Origin of the sequence: Streptomyces sp. NPDC058240 (assembly GCF_042882135.1) — a bacterium.
Taxonomy (GTDB): Bacteria; Actinomycetota; Actinomycetes; order Streptomycetales; family Streptomycetaceae; genus Streptomyces.
Genome location: NZ_JBHVWT010000023.1, coordinates 77,406 through 101,092 on the forward strand (window position 1 = coordinate 77,406; position 23,687 = coordinate 101,092).

Here is a 23,687-nt window from a genome sequence, read left to right on the forward strand (position 1 = left end):
CCCGTTCCGGCCAAGTACTCAGAACCGGGAGGACGTTGTAGGCGGTGGGCCCGGTTGCAGATCCGGGTCCTGAGGCAGCCTGCGTGCGGCGTACGTGCCCGCGCCCGCCGCCAGCAGCATCACGCAGCCCGTGAAGATCAGCCCGGCCTGACGCAGTCCGAGCCAGGTGGCCATGGCGCCGACCCCGACCACCGGCACGGAGATCCCGGCGTAGGCGACGACGAAGAACGCCGAGATGGTGCCGCCGCGGTGCTGCGCCGGGGCCGCGCCGCTGATCAGGGTGAGCGCGGCACGGAAGGCCAGTCCCTGGCCGGTGCCACCGCACAGGGCGCCCAGGACGAGCAGGAGCAGGGATTCGGCGATCAGCGATGACGCCACCAGCAGCAGGCCGACGACGAGGATGCCGCAGCCGACCGGGAGCGCGCGGCGTGCGCCGATCCGTTGGGTCAGGGACTGCCCGACGGTCGAGGCGAGGAAGACGGAGAAGACCACGGCACCCGCGACAGCCAGATTGTGCACACCCAGCGTCTTCGAGGCGAAGCTCGGCGCGACCGCGGTGAACAGGCCGAGAAGAGCGAAACCGGCGAAGGCTGCCAGCGAGGCGGGCAGGAAGACACCCTTCACCTCGGGTGGAACGGACAGTCCCTGTGGCTTCAGGGGCGGACGGCGCTTCGGCGCGGCAACGGTCTCCGGCAGGAGCCAGGTGATCCCGCAGGCCAGCACCACCAGTCCCAGGTGGACCCAGAACGAAAGGGTAAGTGGCCAGGGCGTGTACTGCGCGAGGATCCCGGAGAGCAACGGCCCGCAGCCCAGACCACCCATGTTCGCCGCGGTGGCGGCGAATCCCGCACGTGCCTTGTGCCCAGGATCCGCCAGTTCGATGACGGCCGCCGTCGCCGCGCCGCTCAGCAGCCCGGCCGCGCAGCCGGACAACAGCCGCCCCGTGAAGAGCAGCGGCAGACCGCTTTCCAGCAGGAAACACCCCGCGCTCGCCGCCGACAACGCCATGGCGCACAGGAGCACAGGTCTTCGGCCGACCTCGTCGGAGTAGTTTCCCGCCACCAGCAACACCGTGATGACCGCGACGGCATAAACGGCGAAGACGACGGTCACCGTCAGCTCGGAGAAGCCGATCTTTTCCTGGTAGAGCCCGTACAACGGGGTGGGCAGGGTGGTCCCGGCCATTCCGATGGCGAAGACCAGTGCCGCGGCCACATAGCCCGGCTGCCACCCGCCACCGACGTTCCATGTGCATTCGCGAACGTTCACGCACATCACCTCGCGGCCGGCGCCCCGTCGCGGCCGGGCCCGGGACGGGTCAGTCCCAGAGCTCGTGTGTCACGACCCGCTCCGTCTGCGCCGGCCTGCCGTCGGTGTAGACGAGGTGGAGCCGGGTGAACTGCCGCAGTTCCGGATGGGTCTTCCAGGCCTCCGGGCGGTCGAGGCGCACGATGACGGGGTAGGAGTGGAACTTGCCGGCCGCGCAATAGGGCTGGCAGTCGTTCACCGCGTCAAGTGCCGTGCCCACGGCGGATGTCGGTCCCCAGTGGGACCAGTGGATATCGATGAGGCGGTTGTTGCCGTCCCCGCAGGCGAGCAGGAAGTCGCCGGGGCGTACCCGCGCACCCGAGAAGCAGTCGACAGCCACCACGTGAGCCGATGGGCGGGACTCCGGGGACGCGGATGCGGCTGCTGATGCGGAGGTGGCTGCGGAAGCGGATGCCGGTACGGGAATCGCCGCTGCGAGCGCTGTGGCGGCGCACAGCATGACCGCTGTCCTGAGGTTGCGTTTTTGCATGTCGGCTCCTCGGCTGCCTCATGTCGAGCCCACGCCGCCCGGAGCAGCCGTCGGTCGTGGCGCCTTTCTTCCAGCCGTCGTTCCTGAATCGACAATATGGCCACTCCCAGTGATACACCACCCGTACGGGTGGGAACAGTGTAAAAATGGTGCGAAAGGTATTCGATTAGTCGCCGGACGTCATTCGTTTCCGGTCGGGTGCACCTTCTGGTCACTCCTGTGCACCGTCTGGTCACTCCGTCACTCCGGACGTTCAGATGGCGTGGTCCGGATGCCCCATGGCCGACTCCCACTCCGCACGTGCGGGGCCGTCGAACGCGGGTGTGAAGTCCGGGTGTTCGTCCAGCCAGTGCGCCAGACGGGCGCGTACCTCTTCGGTGCCGTATGCCTGATCGGCGGTCAGGACGAGGTGGCGGACCTTCGCTCGTGCGCGCATGACCAGCGGGTCGTCGAAGGCGCAGGCGGCGAGGGCGGCCCTCTCGCGGCCGGCCGCGGTGGGAGGTTCGCTCGACACCCTTGTGGGATCGCTGAGTTGAGCCGCACTGGCCTGGTCCGCGGCGACCTGGACGTCGAACCACGGGCGCAGGGCTCGCGCGGCCCATCGGTGGTATTCGGCGGTGAACGACGCCGGGTCCGAGGCGGTGCCCGCATGGTGGGCCACCCACTGCCCCGCCCGCAGGGCCATGGCGACTCCCTGCCCCATCGTGGGATTGGTGTACGCGAGTGAGTCCCCGATGCCCACGAGGCCGGTGACCACGGGCCCGTCGGCGTCGGCCAGTGCGGTCCATCGATTGTGCAGGCCGCCCATCGCGAGTACTCCGGAGACCGGCTCGGGCTCCAGGTCCAGCCAGGCCGCGATGGCGGGAAAGGTCCGGGCGGCCCGCTCGAACACCACGGGGTCCCGCAGGGCCGCGCGGGTGGGATCGGCGGTGGAGACCGTCAAGGACGCCGCGAAGATGCCGTTGTCCGACGGGAACACCCCGCCGACCGCGAAGGCCGCGAACGAGCCGGGTCTGACGCGTCCGGGGTCGCGCGGTCCATCGGGCCGCAGCCGGTACCAGCGGCAGAAGTAGGCGATCGGGACGCGGTGGTTCTCCACGACCGCTTCCCGGCAGCCCGCCTCGGTGAGCCACCGGGGCACCGGGGACCGGCGCCCGCCGGCGTCGAGCACCAGCTCCGCACGGTGAGTCCGCGATGCGGACCGCACCCCCGTGACCCGCGGAATGTCGCCGTGCCGGTCGACGAGGAGGCCATCGACAGGCTCCCCGAGTCGCACGTCGACGCCCGGCTCGCGGTGCACCGCATCGTGCAGAGCGGCCTCCAGCACGATGCGCCGGGTCCGGATCGTCACCAGATCCTCGTCTCCCGCGCGGGCGGGCGGACGCTCGGTGAACCAGGCGAATTCGTTGTGTTCGCGGGCCCCCATGCGCAGCATCTCGCGGTACACGTCCGGAGCCTCCGCGCGCAGCACGGTCCGGACCGGAGCCAGGAGTCCGTGCGGCTGGACCGCGTGCGGCACACCGGGGCGGTGCCAGTCGAAGAAGTCCCTGTCGAGATCGTGGCCCGGCCGGTGGCCGTCCCGCTCGAACAAGGTCACCTGATGGCCCCGACGCCCCAGGAACAGCGCTGCGGTCAGGCCGCCCATCCCGCCGCCGACTATCGCAACCCGCGTCAATGTGGTCCCCTCCACGCCGTGTTGCCGACCCACCGTATCCCAGGGTTCCAGGGGTAGCCGCCCTGCGGGGCGTCGGAGTGCTCAGCCCCGTTCCACCAGCCGCTCGGTCGCCGACAGCGCCATGCGCAGTGCACTCGCCCGGTCCGCTCCCCGCTGACCGAGGACGACGCGGGTACTCAACCCGTCGAGCAGGGCGAGGAGTTCGGAAGCGCGTGCTGCCGTGTCGAGGTCCGCGGCGAAGCGGCCCTGTCGCACGCCCTTGGCGAGGAGCGATTCGAGGTCCTCCTGCCAGCCGCGGTCGATCTCGGCCTGGGCCTGTCGCAGCGGCTCGTTCGACGCCGTCCGCGCCCACAACTCGATCCACAGTGTCCAGCGTGGGTCGCGTGGCCCACAGGGAAGGTACAGCTCAAGGAACTGGCCGAGCTTGCGTTCGGCACCGGCCCGGCCGGTCAGCAGCGCCCGGCGCTCCTCGGCGAGCGCGCTCTCGCTCCAGCTCAGCACCTCCAGGAGCAGTCGGTCCTTGCTGCCGAAGTAGTAGAGGATGTGGCCGCCGCTGGTGCCGAGGCGCTTGGCGAGTGCAGACATGGTGAGTGCGGCCAGTCCGTCCTCGGCGATGGCCGCCATCGCCTCCTCCAGCATGCGTTCCCGGGCCAGGTGCCCGTCACGCCGTCGCGCCGTCGCTGCCACGCCACCCCTCCACCCCTCCGCTGCGATGAACCCGGTGACGACCTTAGCCGCCGATTTCGGCAGAGGTCTTGACGGCCCCCGGAAACGCATCTTGAATGCCGTTCTAACTTTTAGAACGGCATTCAAAGTGCTGCTCCGGGGCTCCCGGAGCACGCACGGATGAGGGGCAGGCCGCATGACGCAGCAGGAGACGACCGCGAGGGCGCCCGGCGGGGCCATGGCCACCGACCAGGTCTTCCAGGTCGAGACACACGGCATCGACCCGATTCCCGACGAGGACCGCCACGGCAGCGCGAAGGACCTGTTCTGGCTCTGGTTCGGCTCCAACCTGACCTTCACCTACGTCATCAATGGCGCCCTGGCCGTCGCCTTCGGGCTGTCCTTCTGGCAGGCGACCGGTGTCGTCGTCCTCGGCGGACTCGCGTTCTTCGCCATCAGCGCCGCCGGACTGAGCGGCGTGCGTACCGGCACCGCCACCCTGGTGATCTCCCGGGCCCCCTTCGGCGTACGCGGCAACTGGCCCGCCGGCATGGTCAACTGGGTGGTCAGCATCGGCTACACGATCCTCAACACGGTCGTCGGCACGCTCGCACTCGAAGCGTTCTTCGCCGATCTGGGATGGGCGTCCGGTCGCACCGGGCGGGCCCTCGCCCTGCTGATCACTCTTGCGCTGACCTTCGTCGTCGCCCTCTGGGGCCACGCCACCGTCCAGTTCGCCGAGCGCTGGATCGCGTACGTCCTCGCCGTCGGGTTCGCCGCGCTCCTCGTGTTCCTGCTGCCGGGTGCCGACACGGGCGGGGCGGCGGTCCACCCCGGCGCGTCCGGGTGGAGCCTGGCCTTCGTGGTGATGCTGGCCGGGCCGTTCTCGTACGTTCCGATGCCCGCCGACTACACGCGCTACCTTCCGAGGACGACCTCGATGCGGTCGCTCACCTGGTACGGAGCCCTCGGCGGCTTCGTCTCCTCGGTCGCTCTGGGCGTGGCCGGGGTGGCCGCCGCCACGCAGACGGACATGACCGACGCCGTGGCGGGCACGGAGAAGCTGCTGCCGGGCTGGTTCCAGCCGCTCTTCCTCGCCCTCGTGCTCGGTGGCTCGGTCACCAACTCGATCGTCACGCTCTACTCGTCGAGCCTGAACCTCCAGGTGCTCGGCGTCCCCTGGAGCCGCTCCAAGGCCATCATCATCAGCGCGGCCGTCACCGCGGCCGGCTCCCTGTGCGCGCTCTTCCTCACCGACTTCACCAGCTCGCTGCTGTCGTTCCTCTCCCTGCTCATCATCGTGTTCGCGCCCTGGGGCGGCGTGTTCCTCGCGGACATGCTGATGCGCCGCTGCCGCTACGACGCCCCGGCACTGCACGCCGGACCCGACGGTGCCTACTGGTACCGGTCCGGCTACCACTCCGCCGGCATGACCGCGCTGCTCGCCGGCATGGTCTTCGCCGCCCTCACCTGCGATTCCGAGCTGTGGACCGGCCCGCTGGTCGCACCGTTGGGCGGCGCCGACCTGACGCTGCTCGGCGCGGTCGTCTCGGGGCTCGTCTACTGGGCGCTCGCCCGGCGGACCGTCGCACCGCACACCGACCCTTCCTGACCGGCCGCCACGCGACGCCCACCGGCCCGCGTGGCAACGCCCCGCCCGAACCACCGAACCACCGGACCGACCGCACCACCGCACCACAAGGAGTCATCTCACATGGCCAGCCCCGCCCGTCCCGCCCATCTCGTCCTGCGCAACGCCCGCATCCACACCGTCGACCCGGCGTTCCCCGAGGCGCAGGCCATGGCGGTGGTCGACGGCCGCATCGCCTGGCTCGGTGCCGACGAGGACGCCAGGGGGTGGACCGGACCGGAGACACGCGTGATCGATGCCGAAGGCAGGCTCGTGCTCCCCGGGTTCATCGACGCCCACAACCATGTCCGGCTCGGCTCGGACGACGCCTGCGTCCAGCTCTCCGGTGCCCGTACCCTCGACGAGGTCCACGCCCGCATCCGCGCCTGGCACACGGCCAACCCCGACGCCGAGTGGATCGAGGCGGAGGCCTTCGACTACTCGGCCATCCCGGACGGCCGGATGCCCACCGCCGCGGACCTCGACCCGGCCACGGGCGATGTACCGGCCTTCGTGCTCAGCTACGACGTGCACACCGCCTGGGTGAACACCGCCGGCCTGCGCCGTCTCGGTATCGACCGCGACCGCACCCACCTGCCCTTCGGTGAGGCCGCCACCGACCCGGAAACGGGTGAACCCACCGGCTTCATCAAGGACTTCGCGGTCAAGGGCCTCTCCCGCGACGGCCACCGGGCCCTGCGCGAGCTGGGTCTGCCGTGGGCCTCGCCGGACCGGCAGTACGGGCGACTCGCCAAGTCCCTGGACGACGCCATCGGCTTCGGCATCACCACGGTGGTCGAACCCCAGAACTCGCTCGACGACCTCCCCCTCTTCGAGCGCGCACGCGCCGAGGGCCGGCTCAAGTCCCGCATCGTCGCCGCCCTCTTCCACCCGCGCGGCACCACGGACGCCGACCTCGACGACTTCGCCGACGCCGCCCGGCGGCACGACGACGACCGGATCCGGGTCGGACCGCTCAAGCTCTACATCGACGACGTGGTGGAGCCGCGGACCGCGGCCCTCCTGGAGCCCTACGCGGGCTGCCGCCACCACCGGGGCGACACCTTCTACCCGCCCGAGGAGTTCGCCGAGCTGCTGACGAAGCTGGACGCCCGCGGCTTCCAGTGCTTCGTCCACGCCACCGGCGACAGAGGGATCCGTACGGTCCTGGACGCCGTCGAGCGGGCGCGCGCGGTGAACGGGGCGAGGGACGCCCGCCACCAGGTCGTCCACGTCGAGTGCCTCGACCCCGACGACACCCCGCGCTTCGCCGCCCTGGGCGTGGTCGCGTGCATGCAGCCCCGACACAGCGCCCCGGAGGTCGCCGGCCCCGGCAAGGACTGGGCGGAGAACGTCGGGGCCGAGCGCTGGCACAAGGCATGGCCCATGCGCAGCCTGCACACGGCCGGGGCCGTGCTCGCGCTGTCCAGCGACTGGAACGTGGCCGAGATGGACCCGATGGTCGGCATCCATACCGCCGTCACCCGGCGTCCGCTGAGCGGTGGGGAGCCCTGGATGCCGCAGGAGACGATCAGCGTGGAGACCGCGGTCCACGGCTACACGATGGGTTCGGCCTACGCCAACTTCCTTGAGGACGAACGCGGTTCGCTCACCGTCGGTAAGGCCGCCGACTTCGTGGTCCTCTCCCGCGACATCCTGCGCGCCGCACCCGAGGACATCCCCGGCACCGTGGCGGAGACCGTCGTGGTCGGCGGCGTCGTCGAGCACACCGTGTGAACGGCCCTGACGGCCTCCCGGAGTTCCACGCGTCCGCGCAGCCGGGAGGCCGTCAGGGTTCCATCCGTTCACGAACTCGGCGGGGCGGCCCGAGTGTGCGGCCCTCGGATGCCGTACGGGCCGCCCCACCCGTCAGGCGGCCTGGATCTCGTAGACCGCGAAGTTGCCCCACTGGAGGTGGGCGTCGCGGATCGTCAGGCGCAGACGTTCGGTCGTGACCCGCTGCGGCAGGGTGATCGTGCGCTGCTCGACGGTCGACGTGTTGCCGGTCCAGGCCAGTTGCTGCCCGGCGACCTGCGTCACCCACGACGAGCCGTTCCAGGTCTGCACGTCGAGCTGCTTGATGCCCTGGCCGGTGGCGAAGGCGGTGTGCAGGGTGACGGAGCCGATGCTGGTGGGCTGCCGGTAGTCCAGGTCGATGGTGCCGGGGAAGGCGATGCCTGCGGCCGCGCTGCTCCACGCGGTCGAGGTGTCGCCGTCGGCCATCCGGTAGGGATGGCTGTTGCCGAGCGTGGGGTACGACGTGGTGACGGCCGGATGGTACGGGGCTCCGGCGAACTGGTGGAAGCCCCGGTCGGGAGCGGTGGCCGGGGCCGGGTTGCCGAAGTAGTCCTTGAGGCCCTGCGCCACCGCCGCGCCGCGCCCCCGCGCGGGGGAGTCGGCCTGGAGCTTGTAGCCCGCCGGGTCGGTGCCGATGGAGACAAGCTTCGGGTCCGCCTTGATCGCGTTGATGTCGCCGGAGGGGGCGACGGGCGTGCCGGTGCCCCAGTAGAGGTTGGAGTCGTAGACGGTGCCGTTGGCGGTGTCGTAGCCGGCGGTGGTGCGGTTGTAGAAGATGTTGTTGCGGATCTCGATGCCGCTCGCGTTGTTGTAGATGTGCACGATCTTGCCGAGCGGGTAGTCGCCGGCCCCGGTGTAGGGCGGGTGCACGGTGACGACCCGGCCGCTCGCGTAGACCGTGTTGTTGTAGATGTGGGTGCCCGACGTCTCGGTGGAGAGGCTGAAGACCTCGTAGCCGTCGTCCTTGCTCAGGTTGTACCGGACCACGGTGTCCTTGGTCGGTGCTCCGTTGAAGGAGACGGTGATGAAGAACCCGCCGTCGTTGTCGTGGCTGTAGTTGTACTGGACGACGCTGTGGTTGTTGTCGGCGTCCGCGTCGAAGCCGTGGCCGTCGGTGCCCGGCCCGTTGAAGCCGGTGCCCGACACCTCGTTGCGCTGCACGAGCAGGTCGTCGTTGCCCTGCCACCAGATGGCGACGTTGCCGCCCTTGGCGTTGAGCCGGCCGCTGGCGGCCTTGTGGACGCGGTTGCCCTCGACGACGGCGCCCTTGGTGTGCATGGGAGTGATGCCGCCGGCCGTCACGTCATGGACGTAGTTGTCGCGGATCCTGACGCCGGTGCTGGGCGTCCAGGTGACGACCTCGCTGTCGGGGATGCCGGTCTCCACCGGGTACAGGCTGGTCATGCCGTTGCGCCGGGACCAGGTGGACCAGGTGATGATCCCGTACGAACGGATCCTGCTGACCTCGTTCTTCTCCACCACCAGGTTGTCGAAGTACGTGGGCGTCTGGTTGCCACGGATGGAGACCAGCAGCCCGGCAGAGCTGACGGTGCTGCCGCCGGGGCCGTCGACGTCATGGATCTTCAGATTGCGCAGGGTGATGTTGGACAGCTTGCCCGCGTCCTTGGCGAAGAGGTTCACACCGGAGCGGGGGGTGGTGCTGTCGCTCCAGTTGGTCACCTCCAGCCCGTCGAGGGTGAAGTCGTGGACGTTGTTGAGCTTGACCGCGACATCGGTCGTGCCGCCGCCCTCGATCACCGGCTTGGCGCCGCTGCCGTACGAGCCGACGAGTGCCGGGGCGCCCACCGCCCCCGCCCCCTGGACGTCGAGCCGTCCCTTCCACCGCTGACCGGACTTGAACAGCAGCTGGTCACCGGGACCCAGCGTCAACTGACCCGCCTTGGCCAGGGACTTCCAGGCAGCTGACTTATTCCGGCCCGATGCGCTGTCGTTGCCGGATTCGGCGTCCACGTAGTACGTGGTGCCCGCCGCGCGCGGATGGTGCTGGGCCGGGGTCGCCGCCTGCGCGGGCCCGGCCGCCACCGCGGAGAGCGGGAGGGCGAGAGCCGCCAGGAGCGCCCCCACGAGTTGCCTCCGCGGGGTGGGTGAGGTGCTTGGGATACGTGAGGTACGCAAGTCTCGGTCCTTCCGATCGGATTGCCGGTCTCTGTCGCGCGTTACTTACCGATCCCCGCAGTCATGCCCTCGACGATGCGGCGGCCCAGCCAGAGGTAGAGCACGATCATGGGATAGACCAGGATCACGATTCCGGCGAACAGGGCGCCCCAGTCGGAGCTGTACTGCATGGAGCCATAGAGGCTGAGAAGGGCCGCGGGCAGCGTGCGCTCCTCAGGCGTGGGAGTGATCAACAGGGCGAGCAGCGTCTCGTTCCACAGGCCGATGACGTTGAGGATCAAAACTGTCATCACGCCCGGCTTGGCCACCGGCAGCACGACCTGGACGAAGGCGCGCAGCGGACCCGCGCCGTCCAGCTCGGCCGCCTCCTCGATCTCGTGGGGCAGCGAGCGCATGTAGCCCGTGAGCACGAACACGGCGAACGGCAGCGACAGCACCACCTGGAAGACCAGGAGTGTGATGCGGTTGTCCCACCAGCCGGTCACCCAGTCGATCATGAACGTGGACACGGACAGCTTGATCACGATGATGGGGATCACGATCGTCTGGACCGGGATGCTCAGACCCATCGCGAAGTACCCGGTGAGCCGCCCCGCGGCGCGCCGGTCGGAGCGGGCCAGGACGTACGCGGCGGGCGCCGACAGCGCGACGATCAGCAGGGATCCGACCAGGGTCAGGACGGTGCTGTTGAGCGCGGCGGCGGAGAAGCCGGCCGCCTTCCACGCCGCTGAGTAGTTGCCCCACTCGACGGTGTCCGGCAGCGCGAACGGCGAGAGCCAGACCTGCCCGGACTCCTTGAGCGACTGGAGGCCGACCCAGGCGACCAGCGCGAGGTTGAAGACGACCCAGGCCCACAGCGCGACGGTCGTCGCGCGCGGCACCAGAATGTCGCCGAGCAGGCGCCTCATGACAGCTCCACACGTTCGCGGCGGGTGACACGCCGGGTCAGTACGATGAGGATCGTCGTCACGATCAGGATGACGACGCCCATGGCGGCACCCGAACCCAGCTCGGGCACACCGCCGCCGGCCACCGAGGCGTACTGCTGCACCGCCACAGTGCGGGCCTGGATCGGCGGGCTGGCCGGAGTGCCGGCCGTGGTGAAGGCGATCACGATCTCGAACACCTTCAGGCTGTTGACCACCCACAACACGGCCGACACCGCGAACACGTCCCAGGTCAGCGGCAGTGTGATGTGCCGGAACTGCTCCCACTTGGTGGCGCCGATCAGCTTGGCGTCCTCGTACAGGTAGGGCGGGATGGAGTCGGCGGCCGACATCATCAGGGCCACGTAGAAGCCGGTGCTCGACCACACGAGCCCGGCGACGATGCACTTGAACACCATGTCCGGACCCAGCCACGGCCGCGCCTCGATGCCGACCCAGCCCAGGATCGTGTTGACCGCGCCGTCGGGATTGAGGAGGAAGCCGATGGCGACACCGACCGCGATCACCGAGATGATCATCGGCAGGAAGATCACGGACCGGATGAAGGCCCGGCCCTTGACCTGCCGCAGCACCATCATGGACAGGAAGGTGAAGGCGAAGACCAGGGCTCCGCCCCCGAAGGCCAGCACGAAGGTGTTGACGAAGGCGGTGCGGAAGGCCTCGCTGCGCGTCAGCTCCAGGTAGTTGCCGAGGCCGTTCCACGTCATGGCGGAGCCGGGACCGGCCCACTTGTTGAAGCTGACCCAGAAGCCGAACAACGACGGCAGGACGAAGAGCGCGGTGTAGGCGATCAGCGCGGGGAGCAGGAAGGGCCAGAAGGCCCGCTCGCGCGCCGGCCGCACCCGTTTGCCCGCCTTGCCCGCGACGGGCGGCGCCGCTGTCGTGGGCGGGGTGAGTGTTGCTGTCCCCATGGGCTCAGCCCTTGCTGGCGAGGTAGTCGGCGGCCTTCTTCTTGCCGGTCTTCACGAAGGTCGCCGCATCGATCTTGCCGGAGAGCAACTGGTCGTCCAGGGGCAGGAAGACGTTGTTCCACCAGTTCTTGTCCGCGGCCATGTCGTCGTAGGTCCGATGGGTGAACTTCGCCTCGGCGACGTCCTTCTGCACGCCCGCCAGATAGCCGGGCGCGGGGACGTCCGGGCGCGCGGGGATGTTGTGTGCGGTGCCGGAGATCTTCTCCTCGTACTTCTTCTGCAGGGCGAAGGCGAGGAATTCCTTGGCCGTCTCCACGTTGTGGCCCTTGGCGTTGACACCCCAGCCGAGCGTGCCGACCTCCACGGAGTTCTTGCCGCCGGCCGGCAGCTGGAACGAGGCGACCTCGGTGCCCTTGGCCAGCTTCGGTCCGGTCTCGGCGGCCAGCCAGGTGCCGTTCAGGTTCAGGTCGTACTTGCCCTGGGCCCAGGCATCCTGCGCGGCAGGGTACTTGGTGGCCATGAAGTCCTTCTGGAAGTAGCCGCCGCCAGCCAGCTGCTCCACCTTCTTGGCCGCCGCGAGAACGGCCGGCTTGTCCCAGGCGGCCGGATCCTTGCCCAGGGCGCTGAGGCTGCCGGCACCCTCGGAGCGGACCAGGGCCGAGTAGAACCAGTACGCGTTGTAGAAGTTGACCGTGCCGTCCTGGCCCAGCGGCGTGCGGCCGTCCTTCTTCGCCTCGTCGAGATAGGCGATGAACTCCTTCCACGTCCTGGGAGCGAGCCCCGCGTGCTTGGACGCGTCGTACCAGACGGCCGTGGAGATCACGGTGTGGGCCATGAAGCGCACATGGCCCTTGTCGGTCGACGCCTTCTGCACGGAATCCGGCAGCACGTCCCGCACCTTCTTGCCCTCGCCCGGCACCTCCATGTCCAGGACGTCGTCGAGCGGCTCGGCGAGATTCTGGGCGACGAAGGCACCGACACTGTCGGTGGAGGTGTCGAACAGGTCCGGTCCCTGGCCCGCGTTCATCTCGGTGGGGAGGGTGTCGGTGCCCTTGCGGCCCACGAACTTCAGGTCGACCTTGGTGCCGGTCGCCGCGGTGAAGTCGTCGGCTATCGACTTGATGAGCTTCCCCTGCGGTTCGTCGGCACCCCAGGAGGAGGTGTAGACAAGTTCCTTGTCCGAGGAGCCGGAACCGTTCTTCTTGCCGCAGGCGCCTACGCTCAGGGCGAGAGCTCCGACGGTGAGCATGGCTGTCAACTTACGCACGGGAGTGTGCCTTTCGTGAGGGTGGCTGGTGGGCGCGGAAGTCCGCGGGCATGGTGCGACGGCCGGGGATCAGTCCGGCAGGAGGGATACGACGGTGCCGGTGCGGCGAGCGCGCTCGGCCGCCCAGACGACCCGGTGCGTGGCCAGGCTCTCGGCGCCGTCGGTGAGTACCAGGGAGGGGTCGTTCCCGCTGACGGCGTCGACGAAGGCGTCGAACAGGGACGCGTCACCGCCGCCGTGCCCGGTGGCTGCCGTGGGATCGCCGTTGGCACCGGTGTCGATGACGGTGACCTCGTCGGTCACGAAGTCATGCACGCGCAGGACGACGCCGTCGCCGTCGATGGAGCCGCGGGTGCCGAAGATCCGGGTCTTGCGGTGTTCCAGCGCCGCGAACGCGGTGACCGTGCAGGTGGCGGAGGTGCCGTCGGCGAACTCCATGGTCACCACCTGCGTGTCGACCACGTCGTTGTCACAGGTGTACGCGCACCGGCCGTACGGGCCCTCGCGCAGAGCCGCGAGCACCCCCTCCTCGGTGTGGTCGGCCGTGACCGCGGACAGCGGCCAGAACTCCTTGTCCACGTCCCCCAGACAATCGAGGTAGATGCGCTTGGCGGAGTACGGGCAGGTGGACTCCACCGGGCACGCCACGCATCGGTCCGCCGCGCCGTCGGGCCGGTTCTCGGCCCGGAAGTGCACCAGATTGCCGAACGAGGACACCCGTTCGGGCAGTGCTCCCTTGACGTGGGCGATCCAGTCGAGGTCGTGGCAGGCCTTGGTCATCAGCATCGGGCCCGACTCCTCCTGGCTGCGCCAGTTGCCCCGGACGAACGAGTGGGCCTGATGCCACCAGCCGACCTGTTCCAGGTGCTGGATGTTCATCACGTCGCCGATCCGGCCCTCGGCGATGAGCTCCCTGAGCCTGACGGTGTAGGGGGTGTAGCGCATGACGTGACAGACGGCCAGCAGAACGTCATTGCGGTCGGCGGCAGCGGAGATGGCGGCGGCCTCCTCCTCCGTCTGCGCCATCGGCTTCTCCAGGAGCAGGTGGTAGCCGAGCTCCGCCGCCCGCACCGCGGGCGCCGTGTGCATGCTGTCCTGCGTCGAGATCACCGCGGCGTCGGCCAGTCGGTCCCGGGCGAGCAGATCCCGCCAGTCGGCGAAGACGTTCTCGGCCGGTACGTCGTGCGCTGCGGCCATGCTGCGCCTGCGTTCCGGATCGGGCTCGGCGACGGCCACGACACGCGCCGCGCCGGTCGCCAGAGCACGCCGCGCGTAACTCATACCGCGCAGCCCCGCCCCGATGATGGCGAGAGTGACCACAAATACCCCCTCGGACTTGCCACTTACTAATGCAACCTGTTTTTATTTCTCGGGTACAGAGCCTGTCAAGGGAGTGACGGTGACAATTTCCGGAGGCGACACCTCGCGGCTGCGGCGCATCAACCTGGTCACGACACTTCGCGCCCTGCGCGGCCAGGGCCCCCTCAGCCTCACCGAGGTCACCAGGCGCACAGGTCTGTCCCGCCCGACCGTGGAGAGCCTGACGGAGGAACTGCTCGGTTCCGGATGGTTGAAGGAACTGCCGCCGCAGCCAGGCCACATGGGTCGTCCCGCCAGGCTGTTCAGCTTCCACTCCACCGGCGACTACGTGCTCGGGATCGACATCGGTTCGTACAGCATCAGGGCGGCTGTCGCCGACCTCGACGGCACCGTCGTCGCGTCCCGCACCGAGCGGGTGAGCGCGGACGCGGGGCGTGCCGTGCGGCTGGCCGCCGTGCGCGCGACGGCCGTGGACGCACTGGAGTCGGCGGCGGTCGGGCGCGCCCGGCTGGCCGCCGTCTGCGTCGGCACCACGGGGGTGGTCAGCCATGACGGCCTGGTCAAACGCTGCGTCGGCCTGCCCGAATGGGACGGGCTGGACCTCGCGGGCGAGATGGGCGTCGACTTCGACTGCCCGGTCCTGGTGGAGAACGACTGCAATCTGGCCGCACTCACCGAGGGCTGGATCGGCGAGGCCCAGGGCGTCGACGACGTGGCCTTCGTCCTGTCCGGAGTACGTACCGGGGCCGGTCTGCTGATCGGCGGCCGGGTGCACCGGGGGCGCGGGGGAGCGGCCGGCGAGATCGGCGCACTGTCCCTGGTGGGCTGGCACCGGGCCACCTCGCATCTGACCGGCTATCCGAAGATGCCGTCGGACACCCTGCCCCAGGAGGCCGCCGAGTACGTCTTCGCCCAGGCCCGCACCGGTGAACCGGCGGCCCGCTGGGCCGTCGAGCAGTACGCCCACGACCTGGCCGAGGGCATCGCCGCCCTGGTCCTGGCCCTGGACCCGGAACTCGTCGTGATCGGCGGCGGGGTCTCGCGCTCCGGTGACGTACTGCTGGAGCCGCTGCGGCGGCACCTGGACCCGCTGTGCCTGGAACCCCCGGCGCTCGCGGTCTCCTCCCTCTCCGACCAGGCCGTGGTGCTGGGCGCCGTGCGGCTCGCCCTCGATCACGTGGACGCCCGGCTGTACGACGTCGACACGGTGCTGCCCGAACCGTCTTCCTGAGCGTGCCCGTCGGCGCGGTCCATCCAGGTCCGGTCTTAACCAAAGTCTCTGTATATGTAGGGCGGGTGTCCTCGGGGCACGGGCCCGTCGAAAGGAATCGGCAGGAATGACGACCCCCATGTTGCTGCCCCGGCCCGTCACGATTCGACCCGCCCCGGGAGAGTTCCCGCTCGACGCGGCCACCACGATCAAGGCCCCCGGCGAACTGGCCACGACCGCCGCCTGGCTGCAGTCGGCCCTGCGCCCCGCGACGGGGCTGCCCCTGCCGGTCACGGATGAGGAGTCCCGACCGGGCATCGCCCTGACGCTGTGTCCGGAACTGGGGGCCGAGGCATACCGGCTGGAGTCCGGGCCGACCGGTGTTCGCATCGAAGGCGGCGACGCCGGCGGGGTGTTCTACGGCTGCCAGGCCCTGCTGCAACTGCTGCCGCCACGGGTCTACCGCAGCTCCCGGACCGCCGACGAGCGGTGGGCGGTGCCGGGGACGGTCGTCGAGGACGCGCCGCACTTCCGCTGGCGCGGAGCCATGCTGGACGTGGCCAGGCACTTCCTGCCCAAGCGGGAGGTACTGCGCTTCATCGACCTGATAGCGATGCACCGCCTCAACACCCTCCACCTCCATCTCACCGACGACCAGGGATGGCGCGTGGAGATCCTGCGCTTCCCACGTCTCACGGAGACCGGTGGATGGCGCAGTTCGTCCCAGTTGGGTTCCACGGACGACGACAGGACCGACGACAGGCCGCACGGCGGCTACTACACCCAGGACGACATCCGCGAGATCGTCGCCCACGCGGCGGAGCGCGGCGTCACGGTCGTACCGGAGATCGACGTCCCCGGACACTCCCAGGCGGCCATCGCCGCCTACCCCGAACTGGGCGTGACGGGCGAGCAGTTGGAAGTCATGACCCGATGGGGCGTCAGCCCCCACACCCTGAACGCGGAGGAGTCGACCATCGACTTCTTCCGGGGGGTCTTCGACGAGGTCATGGCCCTCTTCACCAGCACCTTCATCGGCGTGGGAGGCGACGAGTGCCCCAAGGACCAGTGGAAGGGCGATCCGCGCACCCGGCAACTCATGGCCGAGCGCGGCCTGCCCGACGAGAAAGCCCTGCAGGCGTGGTTCATCGCCCGGATCGCCGCCCACGTCGCGGAAGGCGGGAGGCGTGTCTTCGGCTGGGACGAGATCCTGGAAGGGGAGCTCCCGCCAGGTGTCGCCGTTGCCTCCTGGCGCGGGATGACAGGCGCCGTGACCGCCGCACGCCGGGGCTTCGACGTGGTGTCCTGCCCGGACGACCAGGTCTATCTCGACTACCGCCAGTCGGAACATCCCGACGAGCCGATTCCGGTCTCCGTCCCCGTGACCCTGGAGGACGCCTACTCCTTCGACCCGGTCCCGGGCGGCCTGACCGACGAACAGGCCGCCCGGGTGCTCGGGGGACAGGCCAATCTGTGGACCGAGCACATGGACACGCCGCGCATGGTGGACTACTACGCGTTCCCCCGCCTGTGTGCGGTGGCCGAGGCGCTCTGGCGCGGCGCGGGCGACCGTGACTTCGACGAGTTCCGAACCCGTCTGCACGACGCGCACCTGCCCCGGCTCGACGCCATCGGTGTGGAGTACCGGGCGCCGACGGGCCCACTGCCCTGGCAGACACGGCCGGGCATCGTGGGCGCACCCGCGACGAGGGCCGATCGCGAGGCACACATGAACCGACGTGTGGCGGCCATCCGTTCCTGAGCGGGTGCACGGCGGTCCTCCGCAACCCGCGAGCTCCTGCGCGGGTTGCGGACCGCGCGCTCAGAGCGATGGTTCCAGGTGCGCCCAGGGGCGTTCGGCCTCGATCCCGGCCGCGAGCGCGAGAAGCGTTCCCTCGCCGCCCAGTGGGCCGACGAACTGCACACCGAGGGGCAGACCGTCGGGAGTGCGGTAGGTGGGGACGCTCATCGCCGGCCGGCCGGTGATGTTGGCCAGCTGGGTGTACGGGGTCGCCGAGAGGTTGGCGATCACCGCGCGCTCCCACGCCCTGGTCCCGGCGAGGGCTCCCAGCAGCCCCACTCGCATCAGGGTCCGGGCCACGGCACGTACCAGTCGAGGGGTGTCCAGTTCACCGATCCGAACGGCCGGCCGGGCCAGGGTCGGGGTGAGGAGCAGGTCGTAGCGGCCGTGGAAGGAAGCGAGTTGCCGGCTGTACGTGTTCCAGCGGTCGTGGGCGGCGTAGTAGTCCGGTGCCTTCAGGGAGCGGCCGGCGGCGGCCAGCAGATGGGTGTCGAGTTCGAATGCCTCAGGCCCGGCGCCGGTCGACCGGCGGATCCCGTCGACGGTGTGGGCGAGCTGAGTGGTCCACATCGCCAGGAAGTCGAGGGCGAGCCGTCGCTGGTCGATCTCCGGTTCTGCGGGCTCGATGTCGTGACCCAGGTGGCGGAGCAGGGCGGCGGCGTCCTCGACCGCGGCGACCGCCTGTGGGTCGACCTCGGTGTCGATGGGCGAGCGGGTGGTGAACCCGATGCGCAACTTCCTCGGTCTGCGGGCGAGTTCGGCGTACGGCAGCTCGGGGCGGGCATGCAGGTACGGTCCGGCCGGGTCCGGTCGCGAGGTCAGCACGTCGAGCATGGCCGCGCTGTCGCGGACGCTGCGTGAGATGACGCCGTCGGTCGCGGCACCGTGCAGGTGCTCGGCGACGGACGGACCGGCCGGGACGAGTCCGCGTCCCGGCTTCAGGCCGAACAGGCCGCAGCACGCGGCCGGAATGCGGATCGATCCGCCGCCGTCGTTGGCACCGGCCACCGGGACGATGCCCGCTGCCACAGCTGCCGCCGTCCCTCCGGACGAGCCGCCCGGGGTGCGGGTGAGGTCCCAGGGGTTGCGGGTGGGCCCGTTCGCCTCCGGTTCGGTGATGCCCTTCGCACCGAACTCCGGGGTGTTGGTCTTGCCGAAGATCACCAGTCCGGAGTCCAGCCAGCGCTCGACCACCTCGCTGTGCCGCTCGACGGGACGGTGGCGAAGGGCCCGACTGCCGCTGCCGGTCGGCAGCCCGGCGTAGTCCTGCGACAGGTCCTTGATCAGGAACGGAACCCCGGCGAACGGCCCGGTCAGTGGCCCCTTCGCCCGCTCCCGGGCGAGTTCGTGCATCGGCCGGACGATCGCGTTGAGTCTGCCGTCGACGGCCTCCGCGCGGGCGATGGCGACATCGAGCAGTTCGTCCGGTGAGACCTCTCCCCGGGCGACCGACTCGGCCAGACCCACCGCGTCATGGGCTCGGTACTCGCTGTAGTGCATCATCAGGACCCCACCTCTTACTGCGTCCCGCAGCTCATGTGACGTCCAGACGCTCTCACAGCGCGTCCGAGGCGTCACCCCGGATGCGGGCGTGCAGATGCTGGTCGTGCCATCCGTCCGTGTGCAGCAGTGCGCCGCGCATGACGCCTTCGAAGGGGTATCCGGCCTTGTGCGCCACTCGGCAGGAGGCCGGGTTGGCCACCGAGTGGCACAGCCGCAGGCGATGCAGCCCCAGATCCTCCAGGGCCCACTGGCTGACCCGTCCCACGGCCTCGACCGCGACACCATCGCCACGGGCCGACGGCAGGAGCCAGTAGATGATCTCGGCGCTGCCGCCTTCGAGATCGACGTCGTTCAGCCCGATGAGTCCCGTGGCCGCGCCACCCGGCCGGGCGATGGCCCAGATCGCGCCCGTCTCGGCCTGCCAACGCCCGTGCATGCGCTCGATCCTGTTGCGCGCGTCCTGCACCGACTCCACGACGAGGAGGTTCCATCGGCGAATCGCCGGATCCTGGCCGGCGGCTGCCAGCACATCGGCATCGTCCTGGCACCAGGGGTGCAGCTCCAGGCCGTTGGCGAGGCCGAGTACCGGTTGGCGGTTGCGGGCCATCCGACCTGCGGGAACGACAGAGGATATGGGTGCACTGGAGATCATCGGGGCATCGTGCCACAGGCCTTCGGCGCGCGATATCCGATAATCCGCCGCGAAGACAATCCGCCACGGAGGCCGCGTACGTGGACCGTCTCGGGCACCGGGAAACGCAGAGGCACCAAGAAGGGCGCCCGATGAGCATCTGCCCATCGGGCGCCCTTCGTGGCGCGTCCGGATGATCCTCGTCCCGGGGCAGGCGTGCCGGCCCGGGTGAGGGGGAGTCCGCCGGTCTCAGACCGCCGGGGCCGGGTAGGTCGGGTACTCCACGCCGGAGACGTGCTGGACGACGCGGATGACCTGGCACGAGTAGCCGAACTCGTTGTCGTACCAGAGGTAGAGGATCGCGTTGTCGCCGTCGACCTTGGTGGCACCCGCGTCGACGATCGAGGCGTGGCGCGAGCCCATGAAGTCGCTCGACACCGCGTCGGGGGCGGTGGTGAAGTCGATCTGGCGCTTGAGCGGCGAGGTCAGCGACACATTGCGCAGGTAGTCGAGGACTTCGTCACGGGTTGTCTCGCGCCCGAGCCGCAGGCTGAGGATGGCGATCGAGACGTCCGGCACCGGGACACGGATCGAACTGCCGGTGATCGGCGCCTTGAGCTCGGGCAGCGCCTTGGCGACCGCGGACGCGGCACCGGTCTCGGTGATGACCATGTTCAGCGGCGCGGAGCGGCCGCGGCGGTCGGCCTTGTGGTAGTTGTCCAGCAGGTTCTGGTCGTTGGTGAACGAGTGGACGGTCTCCACGTGGCCCCGCAGCACGCCGTACTCGTCCGCCATCGCCTTCAGCGGCGGCACGATCGCGTTGGTGGTGCAGGACGCGCAGGACAGGATCTGCTCGTTCGGCTTGATCGTGTCGTGGTTGACACCGTGCACGATGTTGGGGACGTCGCCCTTGCCCGGAGCGGTCAGGACGACCTTGTCGATACCGGGACGCAGGTGCTTCGACAGACCCTCGCGGTCGCGCCACTTGCCGGTGTTGTCGATGAGGATGGCGTCCTTGATGCCGTACGCCGTGTAGTCGACCTCGGACGGGTCGTTGGCGTAGATCACCTTGATCTCGTTGCCGTTGGCGACGATTGTGCTCTTCGCCTCGTCGACGGTGATCGTGCCCTGGAACTGGCCGTGGATCGAGTCGCGGCGCAGCAGCGAGGCACGCTTGACGATGTCCTGGTCGCCGCCCTGACGGACGACGATGGCGCGCAGCCGCAGCCCGTTGCCGGAGCCGGCCTTCTCGATGAGCAGGCGGGCGACGAGGCGGCCGATACGGCCGAAGCCGTAGAGGACGACATCGCGTCCGTCACCGCCCTCGATCTTGTTGGCACCCGTGGCACCGGCGACGGCCTCGGCGGTGAACTCCTCCACGGAGAGACCGCGCTCGTCGGCCGCGTAGGTCGCGGCGAGCATGCCGATGTCGATCTGGGAAGGGCCGAGGTCGAGCGTGGTGAGGGCCTGGAGGAACGGCAGCGTGTCGGTGACCGAGAGCTCCTCACCGGCGATCTGGCGGGCGAATCGGTGGGTCTTCAGGATGCTGACCACCGACTTGTTCACCAAGGAGCGGCTGTGGAGCAGGACCGTTACGTCCCGCTCCCGGTGCAGTTTCCCGATGACCGGGATCATCGACTCCGCGATCTCCTCGCGGTTCTTCCAGCTGGTGAACGAGTCGTCATTGACAGTCACAGGTTTATCTTTCGAGCTAGGCGGCGCTCATATGGTAACCCCTCGCTACTTTGATCATTCAGACGGGTCACCCGGGCCGGGTGCCGTGATCGGCCTCTTTCCCGGACCTCGCGCGGCTCCTTCGTCGGCCACCGGCCTCCGGCGGACCTGGAACAGTTCCTCCCGCCGTGCCCTGCGGTTCGCGGGAGTCAGCTGTGGGTCCGGCGGGCGGGCGAGCGCTCCATCCCGGTCCCGTCCTCGGCGGGTGGCGGGGTGACGAGGCGCTTGGGCATCGCGGGCTCGGGCAGGGTGCGATGCAGCAGCCAACTCAGGGCGGGCATCAGGACCAGCGGCGTGAGGGCCGTCTGCAGGGAGGTGGCGTCGGCGATGCTGCCGATGACAGGGCTGATCAGGCCGCCGATGCTGACGGTCAGCCCGAGGGTGATCCCACTGGCGGTGCCGACGCGCGAGGGCAAGTAGTCCTGGGCCAGGGTGACTTGCAGCGAGAACGGGACGTACAGGCCGACGGAGGTCAGGGCGGTGAACAAATAGATCGCCGGGCCGGGGACGAAGACGATCCCGGCGACGGCGCCGACCGTGATCAGATACGACATCCGCACCACCGCGACCCGGTCCCACCGGTTGGCCAGGCGGCTGCCCAGCGCGGTGCCCGTCGCGCCACCCAGATAGAGGACGAAGAGTGCGGCCGTGCCCGCCGCCGTACCGCCTCCCGTGCGCTGCCGGGCGTAGAACGAGATGAAGGTGCTCAGGCCGACGAAGGCGATCGACCGGCAGACCACGGCGAGCGACAGCTTCACGAACGAAGTCTTGTCGTCGGTCCCCGTCGCGGCCGCGGCCCCGGGGCCGTTGGCTGTCGACTTCTCCAGCGCGCGCAGGACGGGCAGACACAACACACTGCCGACGACGGCCGGTACCACGAGCAGTGGGGAGAACCGCAGCCCGCCGGTGGCCACGACGGCGGTGACCATGAGGGGGGCGACCGCGAAGCCGACGTTGCCGCCGAAGGAGAACCACCCCATCGAACTGTGGCTCCCCTTGCTGGCGAGCCGTGCGACGCGGGCGGATTCGGGGTGGTAGGCGGCGATCCCGATTCCGGACACCGCCACGAACAGCAGTGTCAGTGGGTACGAACCGCTGAGGCCGCTGACCGCGACACCGAGACCGCCCAGGACTGTGCTCACGGGCAGCAGCCAGGGTATGGCCCGTCGGTCGGTGAGTGCACCGAACACCGGTTGTGCCACCGAGGACAGCAGCGATGCGGCGAGTACGATGCCCGAGGCCGCTGCGTAGGAGTAGGCACGCTCGGCGACGAAGAACGGGACGAGCGACGCAACAGCACCCTGATAGACGTCCACACACGCATGCCCGACCGACAGTAGAACGATTGATCTATTCCTTGGCATGACACGATGGTCATCGCCGAGTGCCGTGTCGCGCTTCCGATAATCTGCCAACCATTGCCGAAAATCCGCCCTCGGCGCCGCTGGGAACCGCGTGCGGTCGGAAACGTGGCCGTTCGTCGGGGAGGTCGGCGCTTCGGCTGATCTGCGAAGCAGCTTGTCATGGGCGCCACGTTCCGGGTGTCGTGGCCCAACGGAACGGGATGTCGCCGGCCACTGTCGACGGCCTCGGACTCGTGGCCAACTCGGTTTACCGTGAGGCCTGCTGGCGAATCGGCGACGGTGAGTACTCGTGCCGGGCCGCGCCCGTGCTCTTCGTGCCGTGATGAGTCAGGGCCGGCGGTTGTGGGTGCCCGGGGTGTAGCCGAAAGTGCGGCGGAAGACATCGATGAACGCGCTGGTGGACGACCAGCCGCATCGGTGGGCGACCGTGGTCACCGGTACGTCGTCGGCCAGCATGCGAAGGGCGTGGTAGAGGCGCAGTTGAGTGCGCCACTGCGGGAACGTCATGCCCAGTTCGCGACGGAAGAGACGGCTGAGGGTGCGCTCCCCGGCTCCTGCCGTGGTCGCCAGGGCGGCCAGTGTGCGCGGGTCCGCGGGGTCGTGGTGCAGGACGTCGCAGACGGCTATGAGGCGGGGGTCGGTGGGGGCGGGCAGTTGCACGGGCTGCTGGGGTGAGGCGCGCAGCCGGTCGAGGAGTACCGCGCGTAACCGCAGCCGTTCCGGGACGTCTTGGTGGGGGCTTCGGGTGTGGGCGAGGATCAGTTCGCGCAGCAGGGGGTCGACCGAGAGGACGGCCGGGGCGTCGAGGCCGAGGGGGTTGGTGTCGGCGGGCAGGCCCAGCAGATGCAGGGCGAGGTGCCCGTGGGCGCGGTGGGCGTGGACGCAGCCGGCGGGGACCCAGATGGCCCGGGTGCCGGGGGTGAACCAGGTGCCCGCGTCGGTGGTGACCGCGAGGACGCCGGAGCCCGCGTAGACGACCTGGTGGTCGTCGTGTCGGTGTGCGTCGATGCACTCTCCGGGCGCCATCGCCTGTGTGCGGGTGGGCGCCTCGGGGGAGTGGCGGATATCCGGCATGAATGAAACTCCATCGGAAGCGCGCCGGACCGTACGGCGCCGTTGTCGTCGAACCGGGCTCGGGTGCCTCGAAATGGCCCCGGAACGGCCCTGTGGATGTGATGCCACCCATAGGGGCCAGGTCACATCCTAGGGAGGGTAGTAGGAACAGGGCCGCCCGAACAGCATGGAATCGACTCAGAATGGTTCATTTCGGACATTGCTCCGTATTGGGGTAGTACGT

At 69.6% G+C, this 23,687-nt stretch carries 18 protein-coding genes; 4 read left to right on the forward strand and 14 right to left on the reverse strand.

Going from position 1 to position 23,687, the window contains the following annotated elements; genetic code table 11:
• Positions 1–18: 18 nt before the first annotated feature.
• From ACFVX4_RS28415 to ACFVX4_RS28430, 4 genes are all read right to left on the reverse strand, one after another.
• Positions 19–1,275, reverse strand: a complete 1,257-nt coding sequence (locus ACFVX4_RS28415; RefSeq protein ID WP_389982178.1) for an MFS transporter — start codon at positions 1,273–1,275, stop codon at positions 19–21.
• Between the two features lie 43 nt (positions 1,276–1,318).
• A complete protein-coding gene (locus ACFVX4_RS28420; protein ID WP_389982182.1) occupies positions 1,319–1,798 on the reverse strand; it encodes a hypothetical protein in 480 nt (159 codons plus the stop codon).
• Between the two features lie 253 nt (positions 1,799–2,051).
• Positions 2,052–3,473, reverse strand: a complete 1,422-nt coding sequence (locus ACFVX4_RS28425; RefSeq protein ID WP_389982185.1) for an NAD(P)/FAD-dependent oxidoreductase — start codon at positions 3,471–3,473, stop codon at positions 2,052–2,054.
• Between the two features lie 81 nt (positions 3,474–3,554).
• The gene (locus ACFVX4_RS28430) at positions 3,555–4,160 is read right to left on the reverse strand and encodes a TetR/AcrR family transcriptional regulator (protein ID WP_389982188.1); all 606 of its coding nucleotides are present in this window, start codon (positions 4,158–4,160) and stop codon (positions 3,555–3,557) included.
• 175 nt (positions 4,161–4,335) lie between these two features.
• Between ACFVX4_RS28430 and ACFVX4_RS28435 the strand changes: the two genes are divergently transcribed.
• Both ACFVX4_RS28435 and ACFVX4_RS28440 read left to right on the forward strand, forming a co-directional pair.
• Positions 4,336–5,751 (forward strand): purine-cytosine permease family protein, encoded by a 1,416-nt coding sequence (locus ACFVX4_RS28435; protein WP_389982191.1) that lies wholly within the window; start codon positions 4,336–4,338, stop codon positions 5,749–5,751.
• Between the two features lie 102 nt (positions 5,752–5,853).
• Positions 5,854–7,506, forward strand: a complete 1,653-nt coding sequence (locus ACFVX4_RS28440; RefSeq protein ID WP_389982194.1) for an amidohydrolase — start codon at positions 5,854–5,856, stop codon at positions 7,504–7,506.
• A gap of 132 nt (positions 7,507–7,638) precedes the next feature.
• Here ACFVX4_RS28440 and ACFVX4_RS28445 read toward each other — a convergent pair whose 3' ends face one another.
• From ACFVX4_RS28445 to ACFVX4_RS28465, 5 genes are all read right to left on the reverse strand, one after another.
• Positions 7,639–9,651 carry a right-handed parallel beta-helix repeat-containing protein gene (locus tag ACFVX4_RS28445; RefSeq protein ID WP_389982197.1) on the reverse strand — a complete coding sequence of 671 codons (2,013 nt, stop codon included), beginning with the start codon at positions 9,649–9,651 and terminating at the stop codon, positions 7,639–7,641.
• 92 nt (positions 9,652–9,743) lie between these two features.
• Positions 9,744–10,610, reverse strand: coding sequence for a carbohydrate ABC transporter permease (locus ACFVX4_RS28450; RefSeq protein WP_385547088.1), 867 nt, complete (start codon positions 10,608–10,610; stop codon positions 9,744–9,746).
• Positions 10,607–11,560, reverse strand: coding sequence for a carbohydrate ABC transporter permease (locus ACFVX4_RS28455; RefSeq protein WP_389982201.1), 954 nt, complete (start codon positions 11,558–11,560; stop codon positions 10,607–10,609). Before ACFVX4_RS28455 ends, ACFVX4_RS28450 begins: the two co-directional genes overlap by 4 nt.
• Before the next feature lie 4 nt (positions 11,561–11,564).
• Positions 11,565–12,827 (reverse strand): ABC transporter substrate-binding protein, encoded by a 1,263-nt coding sequence (locus ACFVX4_RS28460; protein WP_389982204.1) that lies wholly within the window; start codon positions 12,825–12,827, stop codon positions 11,565–11,567.
• 69 nt (positions 12,828–12,896) lie between these two features.
• Positions 12,897–14,147, reverse strand: a complete 1,251-nt coding sequence (locus tag ACFVX4_RS28465; RefSeq protein WP_389982207.1) for a Gfo/Idh/MocA family protein — start codon at positions 14,145–14,147, stop codon at positions 12,897–12,899.
• A gap of 79 nt (positions 14,148–14,226) precedes the next feature.
• On the opposite strand from ACFVX4_RS28465, the gene ACFVX4_RS28470 reads away from it, so the two are divergent.
• Together ACFVX4_RS28470 and ACFVX4_RS28475 are read left to right on the forward strand one after the other, a co-directional pair.
• On the forward strand, positions 14,227–15,378 hold the full coding sequence (locus tag ACFVX4_RS28470) for an ROK family protein (protein WP_389982210.1): 1,152 nt from the start codon (positions 14,227–14,229) through the stop codon (positions 15,376–15,378).
• A gap of 106 nt (positions 15,379–15,484) precedes the next feature.
• Positions 15,485–17,119: a beta-N-acetylhexosaminidase gene (locus tag ACFVX4_RS28475; protein WP_389982213.1), complete on the forward strand. Its 1,635-nt coding sequence runs from the start codon at positions 15,485–15,487 to the stop codon at positions 17,117–17,119.
• Positions 17,120–17,179: 60 nt separating this feature from the next.
• On the opposite strand, the gene ACFVX4_RS28480 is transcribed toward ACFVX4_RS28475, so the two are convergent.
• The 5 genes from ACFVX4_RS28480 to ACFVX4_RS28500 form a co-directional block, all read right to left on the reverse strand.
• Positions 17,180–18,661, reverse strand: a complete 1,482-nt coding sequence (locus ACFVX4_RS28480) for an amidase (protein WP_389982216.1) — start codon at positions 18,659–18,661, stop codon at positions 17,180–17,182.
• Between the two features lie 52 nt (positions 18,662–18,713).
• Entirely contained in the window at positions 18,714–19,268 is a 555-nt protein-coding gene (locus ACFVX4_RS28485) for a GNAT family N-acetyltransferase (RefSeq protein ID WP_389982219.1), read from the reverse strand.
• A 273-nt stretch (positions 19,269–19,541) separates the two neighbouring features.
• A complete protein-coding gene (locus ACFVX4_RS28490; RefSeq protein ID WP_389982222.1) occupies positions 19,542–20,987 on the reverse strand; it encodes a glyceraldehyde-3-phosphate dehydrogenase in 1,446 nt (481 codons plus the stop codon).
• A gap of 188 nt (positions 20,988–21,175) precedes the next feature.
• Complete coding sequence (locus tag ACFVX4_RS28495; RefSeq protein ID WP_389982225.1) at positions 21,176–22,390, reverse strand: MFS transporter; 1,215 nt, start codon at positions 22,388–22,390, stop codon at positions 21,176–21,178.
• A gap of 327 nt (positions 22,391–22,717) precedes the next feature.
• Positions 22,718–23,464, reverse strand: a complete 747-nt coding sequence (locus ACFVX4_RS28500) for an AraC family transcriptional regulator (protein WP_389982228.1) — start codon at positions 23,462–23,464, stop codon at positions 22,718–22,720.
• Positions 23,465–23,687 lie beyond the last annotated feature (223 nt).

Coding starts and splice junctions, on each gene's coding strand:
- ACFVX4_RS28415 (WP_389982178.1), bottom strand. CDS start 1,275: ATGTGCGTGAACGTTCGCGAATGCACATGGAACGTCGGTGGCGGGTGG.
- ACFVX4_RS28420 (WP_389982182.1), bottom strand. CDS start 1,798: ATGCAAAAACGCAACCTCAGGACAGCGGTCATGCTGTGCGCCGCCACA.
- ACFVX4_RS28435 (WP_389982191.1), top strand. CDS start 4,336: ATGACGCAGCAGGAGACGACCGCGAGGGCGCCCGGCGGGGCCATGGCC.
- ACFVX4_RS28440 (WP_389982194.1), top strand. CDS start 5,854: ATGGCCAGCCCCGCCCGTCCCGCCCATCTCGTCCTGCGCAACGCCCGC.
- ACFVX4_RS28450 (WP_385547088.1), bottom strand. CDS start 10,610: ATGAGGCGCCTGCTCGGCGACATTCTGGTGCCGCGCGCGACGACCGTC.
- ACFVX4_RS28455 (WP_389982201.1), bottom strand. CDS start 11,560: ATGGGGACAGCAACACTCACCCCGCCCACGACAGCGGCGCCGCCCGTC.
- ACFVX4_RS28475 (WP_389982213.1), top strand. CDS start 15,485: ATGACGACCCCCATGTTGCTGCCCCGGCCCGTCACGATTCGACCCGCC.
- ACFVX4_RS28480 (WP_389982216.1), bottom strand. CDS start 18,661: ATGATGCACTACAGCGAGTACCGAGCCCATGACGCGGTGGGTCTGGCC.
- ACFVX4_RS28485 (WP_389982219.1), bottom strand. CDS start 19,268: ATGGCCCGCAACCGCCAACCGGTACTCGGCCTCGCCAACGGCCTGGAG.
- ACFVX4_RS28495 (WP_389982225.1), bottom strand. CDS start 22,390: ATGCCAAGGAATAGATCAATCGTTCTACTGTCGGTCGGGCATGCGTGT.
- ACFVX4_RS28500 (WP_389982228.1), bottom strand. CDS start 23,464: ATGCCGGATATCCGCCACTCCCCCGAGGCGCCCACCCGCACACAGGCG.